The organism is Wolbachia endosymbiont (group A) of Pogonocherus hispidulus (assembly GCF_964028195.1).
Taxonomy (GTDB): Bacteria; Pseudomonadota; Alphaproteobacteria; order Rickettsiales; family Anaplasmataceae; genus Wolbachia.
The window spans coordinates 963,516-978,681 of the sequence record NZ_OZ034750.1; the positions used below are offsets into that span (position 1 = coordinate 963,516).

Annotated in this window: 13 protein-coding genes, 2 tRNA genes and 1 pseudogene; 6 read left to right on the forward strand and 10 right to left on the reverse strand. The window is 36.0% G+C overall.

The genetic code is table 11. The features are described from left to right. Nucleotides 1–41: 41 nt before the first annotated feature. The 7 genes from ABWU58_RS04550 to ABWU58_RS04580 all read right to left on the reverse strand — a co-directional run bounded on the left by ABWU58_RS04550 (nt 42) and on the right by ABWU58_RS04580 (nt 4,180). Nucleotides 42–545: a dihydrofolate reductase gene (locus ABWU58_RS04550; RefSeq protein WP_353282701.1), complete on the reverse strand. Its 504-nt coding sequence runs from the start codon at nt 543–545 to the stop codon at nt 42–44. Continuing rightward, nucleotides 542–1,822, reverse strand: coding sequence for a dihydropteroate synthase (folP, locus tag ABWU58_RS04555; protein ID WP_353282702.1), 1,281 nt, complete (start codon nt 1,820–1,822; stop codon nt 542–544). The genes ABWU58_RS04550 and folP overlap by 4 nt, the downstream gene beginning before the upstream one ends. Continuing rightward, nucleotides 1,822–2,220 (reverse strand): dihydroneopterin aldolase, encoded by a 399-nt coding sequence (locus ABWU58_RS04560; RefSeq protein WP_353283723.1) that lies wholly within the window; start codon nt 2,218–2,220, stop codon nt 1,822–1,824. Before ABWU58_RS04560 ends, folP begins: the two co-directional genes overlap by 1 nt. Before the next feature lie 47 nt (nt 2,221–2,267). Next, complete coding sequence (locus ABWU58_RS04565; protein ID WP_353282703.1) at nt 2,268–2,924, reverse strand: CADD family putative folate metabolism protein; 657 nt, start codon at nt 2,922–2,924, stop codon at nt 2,268–2,270. 78 nt (nt 2,925–3,002) lie between these two features. Next, nucleotides 3,003–3,079, reverse strand: a tRNA-Ile gene (locus tag ABWU58_RS04570). A gap of 42 nt (nt 3,080–3,121) precedes the next feature. Continuing rightward, nucleotides 3,122–3,445 carry a thioredoxin gene (gene trxA, locus ABWU58_RS04575; protein ID WP_353282704.1) on the reverse strand — a complete coding sequence of 108 codons (324 nt, stop codon included), beginning with the start codon at nt 3,443–3,445 and terminating at the stop codon, nt 3,122–3,124. A 114-nt stretch (nt 3,446–3,559) separates the two neighbouring features. Next, nucleotides 3,560–4,180 carry a ribonuclease D gene (locus ABWU58_RS04580; RefSeq protein WP_353282705.1) on the reverse strand — a complete coding sequence of 207 codons (621 nt, stop codon included), beginning with the start codon at nt 4,178–4,180 and terminating at the stop codon, nt 3,560–3,562. Nucleotides 4,181–4,351: 171 nt separating this feature from the next. Here ABWU58_RS04580 and ABWU58_RS04585 point away from each other — a divergent pair. The 3 genes from ABWU58_RS04585 (at nt 4,352) to ABWU58_RS04600 (ending at nt 7,085) form a co-directional block, all read left to right on the forward strand. Continuing rightward, nucleotides 4,352–4,424, forward strand: a tRNA-Gly gene (locus tag ABWU58_RS04585). Between the two features lie 956 nt (nt 4,425–5,380). Beyond that, entirely contained in the window at nt 5,381–6,265 is an 885-nt protein-coding gene (era, locus tag ABWU58_RS04595; protein WP_353282707.1) for a GTPase Era, read from the forward strand. Beyond that, nucleotides 6,258–7,085 carry a 3'-5' exonuclease gene (locus tag ABWU58_RS04600; protein WP_353282708.1) on the forward strand — a complete coding sequence of 276 codons (828 nt, stop codon included), beginning with the start codon at nt 6,258–6,260 and terminating at the stop codon, nt 7,083–7,085. Before era ends, ABWU58_RS04600 begins: the two co-directional genes overlap by 8 nt. A 43-nt stretch (nt 7,086–7,128) precedes the next feature. Here ABWU58_RS04600 and ABWU58_RS04605 read toward each other — a convergent pair whose 3' ends face one another. Continuing rightward, entirely contained in the window at nt 7,129–8,436 is a 1,308-nt protein-coding gene (locus ABWU58_RS04605) for a lipase family protein (RefSeq protein ID WP_353282709.1), read from the reverse strand. A gap of 366 nt (nt 8,437–8,802) precedes the next feature. On the opposite strand from ABWU58_RS04605, the gene ABWU58_RS04610 reads away from it, so the two are divergent. Both ABWU58_RS04610 and ABWU58_RS08110 read left to right on the forward strand, forming a co-directional pair. Beyond that, nucleotides 8,803–10,815 carry a porin gene (locus tag ABWU58_RS04610; RefSeq protein ID WP_353282710.1) on the forward strand — a complete coding sequence of 671 codons (2,013 nt, stop codon included), beginning with the start codon at nt 8,803–8,805 and terminating at the stop codon, nt 10,813–10,815. Between the two features lie 133 nt (nt 10,816–10,948). Further along, nucleotides 10,949–11,125: a GIY-YIG nuclease family protein gene (locus tag ABWU58_RS08110; RefSeq protein WP_410542034.1), complete on the forward strand. Its 177-nt coding sequence runs from the start codon at nt 10,949–10,951 to the stop codon at nt 11,123–11,125. Nucleotides 11,126–11,378: 253 nt separating this feature from the next. On the opposite strand, the pseudogene ABWU58_RS04620 reads toward ABWU58_RS08110, so the two are convergent. Both ABWU58_RS04620 and ABWU58_RS04625 read right to left on the reverse strand, forming a co-directional pair. After that, nucleotides 11,379–11,809: pseudogene (locus tag ABWU58_RS04620) on the reverse strand (transposase). Between the two features lie 1,147 nt (nt 11,810–12,956). Next, the gene (locus ABWU58_RS04625; protein WP_353282711.1) at nt 12,957–14,093 is read right to left on the reverse strand and encodes a cysteine desulfurase family protein; all 1,137 of its coding nucleotides are present in this window, start codon (nt 14,091–14,093) and stop codon (nt 12,957–12,959) included. Nucleotides 14,094–14,248: 155 nt separating this feature from the next. On the opposite strand from ABWU58_RS04625, the gene ABWU58_RS04630 reads away from it, so the two are divergent. Then, the gene (locus ABWU58_RS04630) at nt 14,249–14,947 is read left to right on the forward strand and encodes an alpha/beta hydrolase (RefSeq protein ID WP_264687881.1); all 699 of its coding nucleotides are present in this window, start codon (nt 14,249–14,251) and stop codon (nt 14,945–14,947) included. Nucleotides 14,948–15,166 lie beyond the last annotated feature (219 nt).

Consider the following 15,166-nt stretch of genomic DNA (forward strand, 5'->3'; position numbering starts at 1 on the left):
TTGCCTGTTGTTTCAGTTGGCATAATTTACAGTTAAGAGACTTAATGAGCTTCACAATTTTTTCTTCCATCTTTATCACGTGTTAACCTACATATAGTATAATCTTTTGTTTGAGCAAGAGCGGTTTTATACCATCCATCAAGAAGTGTTAAGTTGAAATATACATCACCTTTATAAAGTCTGTGAATTTCTGTTATGATAAACTCTGAGATTAGATCATACTTCAAAAAAAGGTGCGCTATTTGTGCTCCACCAATCATGAAGACTTTAGAACTACTTTGGATTGACAAAAACTCTTGCATAGAAGAAACAATAGTGCATTCTATGCCTTTATTAAAACAAGGACTTAATTTATTACGAGAAAAAACAATAGGCTTTAATATGTTTTGTGGTATTGTTTCAAATGTTTTTCTTCCCATCACAATAACTTGTTTGTCAGTCACCTGACGAAAATGATCTAGCTCACTTGGATAATGCCAGGGCAATCTATTATTTATTCCAATTACCCCCTTGGGATCAACAGCCATAATTCCGATAACTATCATTCCTGTAAAGCAGCTTGAGCTACAAAAAATCGCATGTGATCACGCACATTATGCACTCGAAGGAAATCAACCTTGTTGTGCAATGCAGATGATAAAGCAATTGTTTCTAAATCTCGGTTAAAGATAGGTTCTGTAGAAAAAGAAGAAATAAATGACTTTCTAGAATGACCAACCAGAACTTTGCAGCCAAAACTTTGCAATGCTTCTATATTGCGTAAAAGCCAGATATTCTGATATAGAGATTTTCCAAAACCAATACCAGGATCAATAATTATCGAGCTTTGATCAAAACCTAGAGCTAGTAATCTATTGATGTTCCTTTCTGCCCAATGGTTTATGGTACTAACCGAATCAATGTCACCTGGAATAATGTTATCCTTATGTGGTGGTATGGAGAGCGAATGCATAATAACGATGCCACATCCACTACTAGCAATTGCTTTTAAAGTATTGTCATCTAGATCTCCTTTAACATCGTTTATCCAAGTAATGTTATAATGCTCCAAAACATTCAAAATAACATCTGGCCAGAAACTATCAATGCCGACTTTAATGTCACCAACTTTCATATATTGATTAAGGTCATCAAGCACTGGTTTTAAGCGTGCATATTCTGCTTTTGGAGTTTGTATTGAGGAGCCAGGTCTTGTTGATTGAGCACCAAGTTCAACTATGCTCGCACCATCTGATAACAGCCGCAGTGTCTGCTTGGTTGCTTGATATGCATCATAATAAAGACCACCATCTGAAAATGAATCAGGAGTAATATTGACAATACCTACAAGCTCTGGTGAAAGCGTAAAACTCCTTAAAAAGCAATCCTTAATGTTAGGGTTAACAGTACCAAACGTTTTGTTAACTACTGCCATGGGGCTCAGCATTGCCATCAAGTGAAGCAAAAATGGTCTGTTTATCAATTCTGGGTGAGGAATCTTAAGGTAGGGTGTGTCAAGTGTCAGGTCATCCCATAACAAAATATCCAAATCAATAACGCGAGGTGCCCATTTTTCATAGACCTGCAGGCGGCCAATGTCACACTCAATTTGTTTAAGGCCCTTTAACAGCTCTTCAGGAGAAGAAGAACAACTTCCATACACAACCATATTTAGAAATGGCTTGTCCCACCCAGGTGGAGCATCATTTGGTAAAACAGCCTTAGTCTCCAGAATAATTGAAGATTTTAAATTTTTAAAATAGCGCTCCTTTAGTAACTGAGCAGCCTTTTGTAAATGGGAAAAGCGATTCCCTATATTTGAGCCAATAGAAATATAGATCATTAGTTATCTTCCTGTTCTTGCAGTGCATTACAATAGGTAAAAAAGACGCCTCCATGCGCATTAGGAACGGGTGGTGCAACTTTGTGAGTAGTCACTCTTATGGAAGAAATAGTATGTTTTTTTTGCACCAAAAGATTATTAATGGCTCTGTATATATCATGGGTTAAGTGCTCGATTAAATTGAATTGCTTGCTCTGAACAAGAGATTGAATATTTTGTACTATCTCTAGATAGCAGACAGTATCTTCAAGCCGGTCAGTTATAAGCCCTAAAGGAGGAGATTTAAAAATAAAATCAACATCAATACTAACTAATTGGGAATGAGACTTCTCTTCTGCACTATAGCCTAAATGAACCCAAAGCCGTAAGTCAGATATAAGAAGATTACATGCAGACATTGCATTCCAACACCACTGAGTTTTAATTCTCAAGCTACTTACAACTACTAACACACGCTAGCATTCATCATTCCATCAAGAAAACCCCACAAGAGCTTTGCTCCCTTTTGAGCACCCTGCATAACTTTATCTTGCTCTTTTTCATCTAGATCTTCAATAAGATTTGCACACTCCTCAGAATGCCATTCATCAGCATGCATATGAACCGTAAAAAATTGAAGAGAACGCTCATCACTTATTGAATAGTGTTTTTTTAAACCTTCAATTTTAGACTTAGAAACCTCTGGAGTTTGACGTTCATAAGCATAAAGTGCACCCAAACCGGAAGCAAAGTCTGATCGTACAATATCAAAGTAACCATCAACTAACTTCTGTGTCTCTTTAATCTGTGCATCCTTATGGAGATCAGACCGTGTTACACCAAGCCCTTCAGCAAAACGTTTCCATAACTCTGGGTGATTTTCATCACCTTGTTCTTCTTCTATTAAATTACCAAGCAAAACCTGTCGCATTTTTAGATCTGGGCACAAAAAATGTATACCACTGATATAACGAGGAAACGCAGCAACGTGGTGATAATATTCTTTAGCATAGGTTTGTAAAGCTTGCAAGCTTAAGCTTCCTGTATTCCATGATTGGTAGAATGGATGATTTAGTAAGTGCAACTCATCTAACTTATTATTCAAAGATTTAGTAAATTCCATTATTTCCTCTATTATATCAACATATAATTCATATACTATAGTTTTCTCATTGTTACGATCATGCTAAGATCAACACAATGGTGGGATTGGTAGGACTCGAACCTACGACCAATTCGTTATGAGCGAACTGCTCTAACCGACTGAGCTACAATCCCTTTTATCAATATTTATAATACACACAAAAGCAAATTTGTCTATTAGCTTATTTCACTATCAACCCAACTTAGCAAATCATTTGTTGCACCAATTTTGCGTGCAATTTCCTTACCATCTTGAAATATGATTAAAGTGGGTATAGATTGCACTCCATACTTACTTGGCACTTCAGTCCCTTCATCTATGTCGAACTTGCAGATCTTAATCTTGCCTTTTCTGTCTTTAGCCAACTGTTCAATACGCGGCATTAGACTTTTACATGGCCCACACCATTCTGCCCAAAAGTCTATCAGAACAAACCCTTTATAGTCAGTGACTTCAGATTTGAAATTTTGATCATTTACCGTTGTAATATCATCACTCATAAAATACCTAAATTTTTGTAAAATATAGCGCATCAATCAACAGTTAATCAACTAAATTCTTCTGAAAAATTGCCCTAAAGTGTCTTGCACAAACAAAAAACTTCTCACAAATGATTATATCTGATGATTAAAGATATCCACGTTTTCCCAACCCATTAAATCCAACTCAATGCGAGTAGGAAGAAATTCAAAGCACTTTTGGGCCAATTCTTTTCTATTTTCACGTTCCAACATTAAATCTAGCTTTTCCTTTATCTTATGGAGATACAAAACATCAGATGCAGCATAACTTTTTTGTTTGTCTGTCAAATTTTCATTTCCCCAATCAGAAGATTGCTGCTGCTTATTTAGTTTGGTATCAAGCAGCTCTAAGCACAACTCTTTTAAGCTATGATTATCTGTGTAGGTGCGAACCAAACGTGAAGCTATTTTCGTGCAATAGCACGGAAGTGCCCAAGTTTCCAAGTAATAACGTATTATGCTTACATCAAACCGTGCAAAGTGGAATATTTTAGTTATATTTTTATCCTCTAATATTTTTCTCAAATTTGGCGCTGTATAATCGTTCTTAAGTTGCACTAAGTGAGCGTTGCCATCATTAAAAGAGAGCTGCACAAGGCATAATCTATCTCTGCTATGAAGTAGCCCCATTGCCTCGGTATCAACAGCTATAGACCTTATATCATTTGGTATTGAGCTAGCTGGCAAGTCATCTTTATATAAAAATATTCCCATAAAGCTTGTGCCACAATTAAAAGTTCATGATAATCAAAAATGAGCCTTAAGTATACGAAAAGATCATAGAAGGAACCACGCAAATTTATGGGCTCTCACATTTTTCGTGTACACGGGGTTTACAAATCGCTGTATATGCCTATAATTAAGTAAATTTAGGTTAATTTAATTGCGGGAGTAGCTCAGTTGGTAGAGCGCAACCTTGCCAAGGTTGAGGTCGAGGGTTCGAACCCCTTCTCCCGCTCTTTACTTTCAAAATCATTTCGTCAAAAATCCCTTGACAAACTCCGCCAGCCCCCTTATCATGAAACTGAAGGTATTCAGTTATCTTCATCTGTGCAGATTAAACAGCAAGAAAACAACGTAGTTGGCGTCTTATTTTTAATTTTTTGCACTATGTGCACCTTATGTCTTCACAACATTTCTGGGTTTTTACCTATATAAGCTGAAACGCGCTTATAAGTCGTTTAAGACAGTATAGTACGCCAATTTGCAGGATTAGAGAGTGACAACTAGCTAACACGGGGTTTCTTTTGCCTTTTTTTCTGCTTAGTAAATTTCTTAAACATTTAAACTAAGGTGAGTTGCATTTAAAAGCAGCTAAATTGCAGTGTTTAAGACTTAAAAAACGCCAAATACTGAAAATAAACAATGACCAGGGCTTCTTTTGCCTTTTTTTTCGTTTGGTAAATTTCTTAATGTTTGTAGCTAAATGACAACCGTCATCCCGCTACTTGTTAGCGGGATCTATGCTAAGAGATACCGCGAATGAATCGCGGTATGACGGTCTGCGGCGGTATGACGGTTCGTGGTGGCATGACGATAAGCTCGTCATCCCGCTACTTGTTAGCGGGATCTATGCTAAGAGATACCGCGAATGAATCGCGGTATGACGGTCTGCGGCAGTATGACGGTTAAGCAATTCGTCATCCCGCTACGTGTTAGCGGGATCTATGCTGGGATACCGCGGCGGTATGACGTAGGATTGCTGTCATCCCGCTGCTTGTTAGCGGGATCTATGTGAGATACCGTGAATAAATCACGGTATGACAGTTCGCAGCGGTATGACGTAGGATTGCTGTCATTCCGCTACGTGTTAGCGGGATCTAGAGATACCGTGACGGTATGACGTAGGGGTTGCCGAGAACTTGTCATTCCAGTGCTTGACACTGGTATCCAGTTTTCTTTATAATTTCCTTTGTGAAAGAACAAAAGTGCTTATTTGTAACCATAGCTGGCTTACCAAATGCTGGGAAGTCTACATTAATTAACAGCATCATAGGCAAGAAAATTGCAATTGTTACCCCTAAAGTGCAAACAACAAGGACGCAAATAAGGGGTGTTGCAACATGCAACAACACACAAATTGTCTTTACTGACTCCCCAGGAATTTTCTCAGCAGAAACAAAACTTGAAAAAGCTTTAGTCAAGTCTGCATGGTCAGCAATCAAGGGTGATGACATCACTTTGTTACTTGTTGATGTAAGCAATTATTTGAAAAATATAGAAAGAATTAAGACTATATTTATGCGACTGCAGCGCACAAAAGGCAGATGCATTTTGGTTATCAATAAAACTGATTTGGTAAAAAGGCCTGAATTAAAGATGGCGCATGAGCATCTGAATTTGCTTTATAAATTTGAAAAAGTTTTTACGATATCAGCATTAAAGAATGATGGACTTCCTGATTTGGTGAATTACTTGTCTGAAGTTGCACCGGTGAGCCCTTGGTTTTATGAAGAAGATCAAATAACCGATTCCTCGACAAATTTTTTATCAGCAGAAATTACGAGAGAAAAATTATTCTTGAACTTGCGTGAAGAATTGCCATACTCTACAGCTGTTATAACTGAACAATTTGAGGAAAAAAAAGATAAGAGTTTAGTCATAAAACAGATCATATTCGTGTTGAAAGATAGTCATAAAAAAATAGTGCTAGGGAAAGATGGCAGTAATATTAAAAAAATTAATATCGAAGCACGTGTTGAACTAGAAAAATTATTTGAGTGCAAGGTACACCTCTTTTTATTTGTAAAAGTGCGACCTTGGATCGACCGTCCTGAGGAATATATAGGCAATGCTTAATTCTTTGTTAGTATTTGATATTGAAACTATACCGGATATAAATTCCTGCAAGAATTTGCTGGATATTGATGACAATAGCAGTGTGGAAGAGAAAAGGGATGCATTAACAAAATACCACCTAGAAATAACAAACGGGCAGAACTCTTTTCTGCGTCAGCCCTTCCACCGGGTTGTAGTTATCAGTTTTTTACTTTGTAATATAAGCTGCCAGAGCGGTTACGAAGTGTTCACACTGCAAGAAATAAGATCTGGAGGCACACTAAATTCCAGTGAAAAGGAGCTGGTGAAGGGATTTTTTAACTATATGTCGGAAAAAAGACCGAGATTAGTCTCATTTAATGGGCGCACTTTTGATATACCAGTGCTGAAGTATCGTGCTATGGTCCATGGCATTCAAGCGGAATATTTTCATAAAGCTGGCGATAAGTGGAATAGTTACAATCAGAGATATAGTAGTGATTGGCATTGTGATTTGCTTGAATCTCTCTCTGATTTTGGAGCTTCTGCGAGAGTAAAAATGAACGAAGTTTGTGCAGCATTTAACCTTCCTGGCAAGATTGGAGTTGATGGGTCACAAGTTATGGGCTTATACGATAGCGGCAAGATACAAGAGATTCGAGATTATTGTGAAACAGATGTGATTAACACTTATTTGATTTACTTGAGGTTCATGCATCATCAGGGAAAGATTACTACTGAAAGTTACAACAAAAGCGTGGAAGAGCTGCTTTTAGAGTGCGAAAAAAAAGAACATCTAAAAAAATTTAAAGAGGAATGGAAAATAACTTGTGGTGGAAACTTTTATATTGAATTTAAATGAATAGATATTATGGAGCAATCTAATAATTGCTCCATAATGGCAGCTATCTGCCCATTGCAATAGATGAGGAATTTTCATGTGCTACTTGCTCAACTTCCAATACCTCAAATTTATCATTTTGGTATTCTTTTTTCACTTTCTCAAAGAAGTTTGACCCACCAAAAATATAATTTACCGCATTGGCAGCGTAATATTGAGCATTACCTAAAACTGCAGAGTTAATTTGACTTAATGCCCTAACGGGATAGTAAAAGAGAGATACGTTATTATTTGACTTGAAATCACTTTCATCCATTACTTTAACAGCTTCATGATAACCATCTATTTTATGAAAAGAATATCCTTCCGGTGCTGATATTCTTAATTGTGCACCTACATGAGCATAACCAAAAAGACCAGGTGATACTGCTGGCACTGGATCTTGTCTATGTTGAGTTACTCTAATGGTTTTTTCTTGAAGAACGTCATTATAAAATTTACTAGCAGTAAGGTCAAAAACTCTTGGATCACCAAAAGTTGCAACATGAATATCTTCAGCTCTTTCTGTTTTATTAAGACATAAAGCAGCTATCTTAGCAATAGCTCCTCCCATACTGTGACCTGTGAGATTGATTTCAAAATCTTTGATTTCTGATCCTTGTTTTTCAGCATGAGATTTCAAAATGCGATAAAGATCAGGCCATGAATCCGTAAACGAATTATAAAAACCACGATGAATTCTTCCACCGTCAGGTAAAAGTTCTGAAGTAGTAAAAGATGCACTTAGATCAGTGATTACATCATTTAAGCCCCATAAGCCATGTTTTAAGCGAGTACCATGGTAAGCTATTGTTATTTCTTTACCTTTTATGAAAACATGACCAGCATCTTTTTCAAAGCTATTACCAAATGGAATGATTTCATAACCTTCTTTAGTAAGTTCAGCTCTAGTTTTATACATTTTTTCAGGGGATGGAATAATTTCATAACCTTCCGTAGTAACTTCAAATCCAGTTTTGTATACTTCTTCAGCTAAGGTGTTGCATCTTTTTTCACTTAACTTATTGTCGTCATCACCATAGCTTATTTTAGAGAAATTACTCATTTCTAATAATTTCTCTTTATTAAACCCTGCAATTTCTACAATACTTTCATCTATCTGGTGAGAAGAAGGTAAAGAATGTATTTCATTTGGGTCGCGAGGGTTTATAAATTCATAATCTTCAATGATCTCAAACTCATCATCATATTCTTCCATCTTGCATTTGCCGTTATCTGCTAAGATGGAGCTTGATTGTTCTAATTGTGAATCTATACTACTTGCACTAGTATCTGTGGTGCTAAACCAATTGCGTAAAAAACTAAAATCCATAACTACCTCAATCTACTATCAGCTAAACAATTTATTTAACTATAATGTAGATTGATATTATTGTCAATAGTATTTTTCATAATTTATTTTTTTAACATAGCTATAGTTTCTTTTCCTTTCAATTACTATTGTTAGAATAAAAAAATTTTACTTCCATAGAATAAATAGTAGAGTTATAATGCACTAACAAGCGAACTTCTGTACTAAATTTTGGTTAATATACACGTTGAGCGTATTAAGAAAGTTGCTTTTAAGGTATTGCATTTTACTTTTGTTTTCGTTATAAGGTTGCTTTAAGTTGAATTTTCAACATTTTTATACTATTTACATTTAAGATATGATTTCGAAATTTTTTGGGGGCACTTCATGAAAAAATCTATTTATACTAGAACTGCTCTAGCTTCTCTATTAACTTTATATTCTTTCAGCGGCTTTGCAGCTGACTTTCCTGATGAGAGTATGAAGGAAATAAAAAAGCAAGAGAGCACAAAAACTTCTGGAAAAACAGAAGTTATGAAAACATCAAATAAAAAACTGAAAGAAAAGATGGACAGAATATGTAATGCTGATCCAAGAAAAAAAGCTGAAGAGCTTAAGAAAAAGGAGGAGATGAGATTAGCAGCCGAGCAGAAGAAAAAAGAGGAGATCAGGCTAGCAAATGAGAAAAAAGCAAAGCTTATAGAGGATTCAAAAGCAAAAGCTCTAAACGCTAAGAATTCTAATATAGAAAAAGGTAAAGTTTCAAAAACTAAGGCTTCTAAAACTAAGAATGCTAAAGTTGAAGCTAAAGATGTAAAGAAGGATGTAAAAGTTGTTAACAAAAATACAGAGAAAAAAGTTAAGGCAAATCCTGTTGTCTCAGTTGGTGGAGTTGATATTATCGACACTAATCAAGGGCAAAGTAATTTAAGAATAACTTTTGGCGGTGTTGTTGATGCTCAAGGTTATGGTAAAGCAGGGCCAAGTGGCACAGATTATAAACGATACGACGTTATGCCTGGCAAATCTATAAATTATTATGAGGATGCTACGGATAAGGTAAAAGGAGCAAATCCAGTATTCCCTGAGGGAATAGGAAATATTGGTGATTACAGCAACGATATGGGTATGATTGCTGACGCGATATTGCACCTCAGAGCAGAAAATAAGAATGAAGATTTAGGTCTTCTTTATGGTGCTGATGTGCAATTTCACGTTCCAGTGACCGAAGGTAAGGGAGCATCACAAGGTGTTTATGCTGCAAAAGGCAGAAGTGCGCATGTGTTTATTAACTCAAAATATGGTGACGTGAAGCTTGGTTACCAATTTGGTCCTGAAGCTCTGATGAGACTTGATGCAACAAGAATTGCGACTGTTGACGGAGCTGCAGATAGTGACTGGTTCAGAAAAGTGAACTTAGAAGGAAGCGCTGCAGGCTTTCCATTTTATGTAACACCACGTCTTTACACTGAAAGTTTTTCGAGTGAAAGTGAAAAACTCTCCTTCCGTATGGCAGGGAAATATAACAAAGGCGTTATGACTACACTGCCATTTAGAGTTGCTTACTACTCACCAAATTATATGGGCGCAAGGTTTGGCATCAGTTACTCACCTCGTTATAATAGTAGTTTGTTTACTGTAAAAGAAACAATTCCTTTTGAGGAGGATAAAAATAATACTAAGGTGCTAAAGCATAAAGAAGAGATAAAGCATGTCGGTCCAGACTATGAGCACATAGTAAGTGCTGGTGCATCATATGAATATGACTTTGATAAATATAATGTAAAAGTTAAAACTTCTGCAGTTGGTGAGTATGGTCAAGCGAAAAAACCAAATAAAGATAAGCATGTTTATGATGAATATGTAGAGTACAATGACCTTATGGGTGTTAATTTGGGTGTAAGCGCTGATTATAAGATTAATGAAGACCAAGGCGTAAAATTTGCCGCTTCTTTTGCATATTTGGGTAAATCTGGCCAACCGAAGGGTATTAAAAAATTAGTTGGTGATACCTATAAGGAAATTGATGGTAAAGGTACTACTGATGATGACAAGAGAGTGGAAGGACTGAAAGCTCAATTTGGTAAAGATAGTATAGATACCATGTATTGGACTGTAGGAGCTGGTTATCAACATGAGAATATCTACACAAGTTTGACGTACTTTGGTAGCAGAATGAATGATGGAGATATGCTTCATGATGGTGCACTTGGCGTTCAATATGATCTTTCTCCTGCATGCAGTAAGAGCAAATTTGTTCCTTACGCAGCTCTTCATTATTTTATGACTAACGAGAAACAAAACGCAAATCATAAGATTACAAAAGCAGGTAGTACCACAGAAGAGGCACCTTCTAACCAAGGAATTCTCCTTCTTACTGGTGTGAAGTTTTCTTTCTAACTAGCCAGTACACACCACAGTTAACTGTGGTGTATTCTTGTCTGTTGATGTTCAGTGTTTATTTGTCGATCAAATAAACATATGGTGTCCTCTCTCCTGTCATCCCAGTGCGTGACACTGGGATCTAAGTTATATGCAAAATTATTACGTTTACATACTTGCAAGCAAGAATAATCGAACTTTATATACAGGTATAACATCAAATCTGATTAAACGAATCTGGGAACATAAGAGTAAAGTTATTTCTGGCTTTACATCAAAATACAATGTACATAAATTAGTTCATTTTGAAGAATTTCAAGATATATAAATTCAGCTTTTAATAGAGAAAAACTTTTAAAAAGTTGGAAAAGAAAATGGAAGACTGATTTGATCGAAAAGGAAAATCTAAGTTGGATAGATTTATATGATAACATAGTCAGGTAAAATTAGATCCCAGATACTGTCTCTCATGTCAAACAATTAATTTACAATTAAATGGCTGATTGTTTTTAAGAATACCAAAAAAGACATGCATCAGTCTTCTCATCAAGGCTAAAACTACGACTTTTGGACACTTTCCTTTACTCGTTAAACGCTGACAAAATTTTTGAAAATGATGATTGTACTACTATAGCTGGCATATAAAGAGCTTTTCGAATACGCTCAGATCCTATTTTACATATTCGGCTTCTTCTACTTATTGACGATCCAGATTGATGATGTTCTGGCGGCAAAAGCTGTTAGCATGACTAAAATTATCAACTGACGGCATTTCTGCGATAACAGCAACAGCAGTAAGATATCCTATGCCTTTTACAGTTTTGAGGTTTTCTATCATATTTTTTAGGTATGGATAGTGATTAATATGCTCATCAATTTCTTTTTCCAGGATAGCAATTTGTGCATCTATTGTTGAAATTACTTCGGATCTAGCGTTTTTGCAGCTGGAGTGCATATTTTTATTTTCCAAACGGTTCATCTGTTGCAACTTGTCGTCTTTAAGTGATTGCATGCAACGATAAAGCTCTCTTAAATGCCTAACTTCAGGGAAAATAGGTTTCCAAAGAGCAGGTTTATTAGCGATACAAAATCTATAGCTGCATCTGATTTATCGGTTTTGTTTCTGAGCAGTTCACTTTTGCCAAAAGCCTTCTGGATTTACTACACTTACGTTATGTCCCAAGTCGTGCATAAAAGTAGCCAAATCTTCACCATACCAGCTAGTTGCTTCAAGACAAAGATGAATAAGGTTTGCTCCATGTCCATTGCACCACACTACAAGTTTTGTAAAGCCATCTTCAAAAGACTTTGTGCCGTTTCTTATCGTTTATTAGCAAACAAACATCAAATTTCTTTTTAGAAATATCTACACCTAAAATAGCATTTACTTGCATAAAACTGCCTCCAAGACTATAAATAAATTGAGAGTTCTTGTAAATACGGGATATAATTCCAAAGATACTGTTCAGTCTTCTAACTCTATGGGAGGGGAGCAAAATCTGGGATTCAGCCTTATTGGCATTAGTGTCAAGTTGGCTTCACCCTCCCTGTGAGATATTTTAGCTCTAATACCTCACATCATAAAGATACAAGTGTCACGCACTGGGATGACAAAAAAAGGAGCGCTGACCATTTTCGGTCTCTTAAGTTGCTTTAGCTACAAACATTAAGAAATTTACCAAACGAAAAAAAAGGCAAAAGAAGCCCCGTGGTTGGCTAATTACTTACATTATACTTTCAAGTATGGCGTTTTTTTATTCTAAACACTTAATAACCGCGATTCAGCTGCTTTTAAATGCAACTAACCTAAATTATAAACGTTAAGAAATTTACTAAACAGAAAAAAAGGCAAAAGAAACCCTAGGGTAGCTAGTTATTCACTATCCATTTTTTAAGTTGGCGTTTTTTAATGTTTTAAATGCTTTATAAGCGTATTTCAGCTTGTATAGGTAAAAACCTAGAAATTTGATAAAGACATAAGGTGCACATAGTGCAAAAAATTAAACATGAGACGCCAAATACGTTGAGTTTTTTTGTCATTTAATCTGTACAGAGAAGATAAATAAATAGCTTCACTGTTATGATAAGGGGGCTGGCGAAACTTGTAAAGTAATTTTTTACATCTAATTTATAGCTCCCTGCATGGTACCACGTATTATCTATACCAAGGTGTTCTGCTTGTAGATATTATACCAACAATCCACTATTTTTTTTATGTCTTGTGGTTTAGTTTCTGGACCTATACTGATTCTAATTGAACACTCTGCTTGCTCTTTTGTTGCCCCCATTGCAAGCAAAACATGGGAAGGTTCAACTTTTCCAGAAGAACATGCAGAACCATTACTAACTGCAATATGATTCAAGTCAAAATGCATGAGCTGCACATCACTCTTTACTCCTGGCATATAAATAAAACTTGTGTTTGGCAGCCTCTTAGAGTTTTTACCGAAGATTCTTATGTCACTGGCAAGATTTAATAATTCACACTCTAATTGATCACGTAGCTCCTTTACTTCATCCATTTTTGATAGAAGGTCTGGAATATTTTGCAGTGCAGCAGAAAGGCCTGCAATCGCAACAATATTTTCCGTGCCACCACGAAATCCCTTCTCTTGTCCACCACCTATTATAATAGGTTCTATCGCAAGTTCTTTATTGAATATTAAAACTCCACTGCCTGCTACACCGCCAAATTTATGGGCGGATAAAGTGAGTAAATCCACTCCTAAATCTTCCATATTAACTTTAATTTTTCCAACACTTTGAGCAGTGTCAGTGTGGCAAATTGCTCCAAATTTGTGTGCTATTTCAGCTATTTCCTTAACAGGCTGAATAACTCCGGTTTCGTTATTTGCCATCATAACTGAAACTATTGCTTTGTTTCCTTTAAGTTCGCTTAGAATTTTTTCTAGCTCTAAAAAGTCAACAATGCCCTCCTGATTAACGGGTATTATATATGGATTACATGCAGAATTAAGAATTGAAGGATGCTCTATAGCTGAAATTACATGCAGATAGCCTGCTATTCCTCTCATAACAAGGTTATTCGCTTCAGTCGCACCAGACGTAAAAACTATTTCTTTATCACTTGGAACACCAATAGCATCACGTATGTTATCTCTTGCATCCTGAAGAATCTTCCTCGCTTCTTGTCCTCTTTTATGTAGTGATGATGGATTAAGCGTTTGTTTTAACAAGACCTCAAATATACTTTTTTTTACATTCTCACTAATTGGAGCAGTTGCATTGTAATCAGCATATACGCAACCACTATTTTCTAAAGAGAATGGACTCATCTGTCACTTAAATAAGTTTACCATCAACTATAGCCATAACTATGTACGTTAGCTTTAACACGATAAAAAATTTATTGCAAAAACAGCGAAATTAATACATAATTAATAATTCATGTCATCAATACCTGTCAAGCAGGTTTTTATTAGGAGTTACCGTGGTAGAAGTTTTTTTGAATAATGCAACAAGAAAGATAGAAGGTGAATACCACCAAAGCAAAGATGCCAACGCGCCGGTTGTGCTGGTTTTACATCATCACCCTCAATATGGTGGTAATATGGGTAGTAAAATTGTACATGGTATATATACGTCTTTTATCGATAACAATTTTTCTGCATTGAAAATTAACTTTCGTGGTGTGGGAAAATCTACCGGAACTTTTGATAAGGGTATAGGAGAATTAACTGACGCTGCGGTAGCTATTGATTGGCTTCAGGAACATAATCCTAGCAACGTTCCAATTTGGATCGCTGGTTTTTCTTTTGGAGCATGGGTGGCTATGCAGCTAACAATGCGCCGCCCTGAGATAGTGGGTTTTATTGCTCTTTCTCTTCCGGTAACTAAGTACGATTTTTCTTTTCTTTCTCCCTGTCCAGTTTCTGGGCTTATAATACAAAGCAGTAATGATACAATCTCAGAAGAAAGCGATGTAACAGAATTAGCAAAAAGGTTGATAAATTCAGTAAAAAGTGATCACATGAAATACCATATAATAGACGATACTAATCACTTTCTAAGGGATAAAGAAGAGGAAGTGACTCAAATCGTAGATGGTTATATAAAACTGCGCTTAAACAGTGCAGCTATTTCTTCTCAAAAGGTCAAAAAAGAGGTAAGGGTAAAAGAATATGCTTAATCTTTACAAACAAGAGAAATGAGTGTAGTAATATAAATGAAAAGGTTTTGTTATGTTTAAAAAGCTATTATTTTTTGTTTTAGCTGTGTTTATGTTATCGGGGTGTTCCCTAAGTAAACAGCGTAAGTTAAAAAGTCCGTGTATAAAAAGCAATGAAAGCGTTTCATGCGAGTTGTACTCTGTTAATGATCATTGGTTAGATAAGTATAAGGCATAGGT